At 62.9% G+C, this 3,057-nt stretch carries 3 protein-coding genes; 2 read left to right on the forward strand and 1 reads right to left on the reverse strand.

Annotated elements, in window-relative coordinates; translation table 11 throughout:
* On the forward strand, positions 1-700 hold a 700-nt coding region (locus EN939_RS27525; protein ID WP_164751268.1), incomplete at its 5' end, for an aminomethyltransferase family protein.
* Positions 701-1,085: 385 nt separating this feature from the next.
* Complete coding sequence (locus EN939_RS27530) at positions 1,086-2,795, forward strand: APC family permease (protein WP_127270074.1); 1,710 nt, start codon at positions 1,086-1,088, stop codon at positions 2,793-2,795.
* A 68-nt stretch (positions 2,796-2,863) separates the two neighbouring features.
* Here the strand turns inward: EN939_RS27530 and EN939_RS27535 are convergent.
* The coding region (locus EN939_RS27535) for an efflux RND transporter permease subunit (RefSeq protein ID WP_164751269.1) at positions 2,864-3,057 on the reverse strand (194 nt) is incomplete at its 5' end.

The raw sequence follows: 3,057 nt of genomic DNA on the forward strand, positions 1-3,057 counted from the left end.
GGGTCCGAAGAGCCGCGACATCCTGCGAGAAGTGATCTGGACTTCGCCATTGCAGCCGTCGATCGACGAGCTCGAATGGTTCCGCTTCGCCGTCGCCCGCATTGGTGGCGGCAACGGCATTCCGGTCGTCGTCTCGCGCACCGGCTATACCGGCGAACTCGGCTACGAGATCTGGTGCCATCCGCGCGACGCCGAAAAGGTGTTCGACGCCATCTGGGAAGCCGGCCAGCCGCATGGGCTGAAGCCGATGGGGCTGCAGGCGCTGGACATGGTGCGCATCGAGGCCGGGCTGATCTTCGCCGGCTACGAATTCTCCGACCAGACCGATCCGTTCGAGGCCGGCATCGGCTTCACCGTGCCGCTGAAGAGCAAGACCGACGATTTCATCGGCCGCGAGGCGCTGATCCGCCGCAAGGAGCACCCGCAGACGAAGCTGGTCGGCCTCGACATCGACGCCAATGTCGACGTCGGCCATGGCGATTGCGTGCATGTCGGCCGCGCCCAGATCGGCGTGGTCACGTCGGGCATGCGCTCGCCGGTGTTGAACAAGACCGTCGCGCTGGCCAGGCTCGACGTCACCCATTCGGCTGTCGGTACCGAGGTCGAGATCGGCAAGCTCGACGGCCATGCCAAACGGCTGCTGGCGCGCGTCGTCGCCTTCGCCCACTACGATCCGCAAAAGATCAAACCACGCTCCTGACGGCCTTCCTCCGAAGACAGTGAGGCCGTGCTGGCAGCCTGATAGGAATTTTTTCTTGACCTGCTGAGGGCAGCTATGCTACATATTCGTCCATGGTGCTGATTTGCGCCGGGACCCGCCTCCGGCGGGTTTTTCGTTTCCAGACCCCTGGTCCTTTTCCGAACAATCCTGCCCGCCAGTGTGAAGCTGACATGTTTCGCAAGCGTGATGTGCACGGCGCGACAATTCGCTTGACGTGAAAGCGCGCCGGATCAATCTTCACTCCTAAGAAAAAAATACGACTGAGTGGAAACACCAGCAGTCGATCAATGCATGCGTCGATGGTGAGCCTAGCGAAGCCGCGGCGGTCACGAACGGGGAACATCAAAATGGGGAACAGAGACATATGAGCACGATAACGACTGTCCTGGAGCCGCTTGCCGAAGGCAAGTTGCACCGAAATATCGACTGGCGCGGCGCCTTCTGGGTGGCGAGCGGCGTGCCTGCCCTCGTCCTGTTCTCGATCGGCGGCATTGCCGGCACGACCGGCACGCTGGCCTTCGCGATCTGGATCTTCTCCATGATCATGGGCTTCCTGCAATCCTTCACCTATGCCGAAATCGCCGGCCTGTTTCCGAACAAGTCGGGCGGCGCGTCGATCTACGGCGCCACCGCTTGGCTGCGCTATTCCAAGTTCATCGCGCCGCTGTCGGTCTGGTGCAACTGGTTCGCCTGGTCGCCGGTGCTGTCGCTCGGCTGCTCGATCGCCGCAGCTTATATCCTCAACGCGTTGGCGCCGGTGCCGCTGTTCACCGATGCCTCGCCCGAAGTCGTCGCCTATATCGCCGCGCATGCCGGGACGAGTGCTGCCGACGCCATCACGGCGGTGACCACCGCGGCAACGCCGGTGATCCGCAACTGGACGCTCTACAGCCACACGCTGGGGCCGGTCTCGTTCACCCTCAACGCGACCTTCTTCATCGGCGCGGTGCTGATGCTGATCATCTTCGCCATCCAGCATCGCGGCATCCTCGGCACTGCCAACGTGCAGAAATATATCGGCCTGCTGGTCATCATCCCGATGCTGATCGTCGGCGTCGTGCCGATCGTCACCGGCCAGATCAACTGGGCGAATTTTTCGCCGCTGGTGCCGCTGGCGGCAGCCTACGCGCCCGAGCCCGGCGCCTGGAACATTGCCGGCTGGACGCTGGTGCTTGGCGGCATGTTCATCGCCGCCTGGTCGACCTACGGCTTCGAGACCGCCGTCTGCTACACCTCGGAGTTCAAGAACCCGGGCACCGACACGTTCAAGGCCATCTTCTATTCCGGCCTTTTGTGCATGCTGCTGTTCATCCTGGTGCCGTTCACCTTCCAGGGCGTGCTTGGCCTCAACGGCATGCTGGCGACACCGATCGTCGACGGCTCCGGTGTCGCCGACGCGCTGGCCGGCATGGTCGGCGGCGGGGCGCTGATCCACAGCCTCTTGGTGATGCTGATGATCCTGGCTCTGGTTCTGTGCATCATGACGGCCATGGCCGGCTCTTCACGCACGCTCTACCAGGGCTCGGTCGATGGCTGGCTGCCGCGCTATCTCAGCCATGTCAACGAACATGGCGCGCCGACGCGGGCAATGTGGACCGATCTCGTCTTCAACCTGATCGTGCTGGCCATCGCCTCTGCCGACGCGACGAGCTTCTTCTTCATCCTCGCCGTGTCGAACTGCGGCTATATCATCTTCAACTTCCTCAACCTCAATGCCGGCTGGATCCACCGCATCGACAACGGCCATATCGCCCGGCCTTGGAAAGCACCGAGCTGGTTGCTCGGCGTCGGCGCGATCTTCGCCTATGTCAACATGATCTTCATGGGCGCGGGAGCCAAAGTTTGGAACCCGATGGCGCTGTGGGCCGGCCTGATCACGGCAGCCCTGATCATCCCGGTGTTCTGCTTCCGCCATTACATCCAGGACAAGGGCAAGTTCCCCGACCACATGCTGGCCGATCTCGGCATGACGGGGGCCGACCTCTCGGTCAAAAAGGCGGGCATACTGCCCTACCTGACCCTGGTCGCCGGCGTGGTGGTGATGCTGCTCGCCAACTGGTTCTTCGTCATCTGACCTCGTAAAAGTGAAAAGGATCGGGCGCGCTTCGGCGCGCCCGATCCTTTTCGACTGGCGTGATCGGTCTATTCGGCGGCCAGCGCCAGTTGCGGCTTTTCGGCTTCCTGGCTCAGTTCCAGATCGTCGGTCCGCCCCTCCGCCCCGCGCTTCTTCGGCTCCCGGCCGAAGAACAGGGCGTAGCCGGCAGGCAGGACCAGGATGGTCAGCACCGTGGCAACGAGGATGCCGCCCATCATGGCGTAGGCGAGCGGACCCCAGA

This window comes from Mesorhizobium sp. M7A.F.Ca.CA.002.05.1.1 (genome assembly GCF_003998335.1).
Classification (GTDB): domain Bacteria; phylum Pseudomonadota; class Alphaproteobacteria; order Rhizobiales; family Rhizobiaceae; genus Mesorhizobium.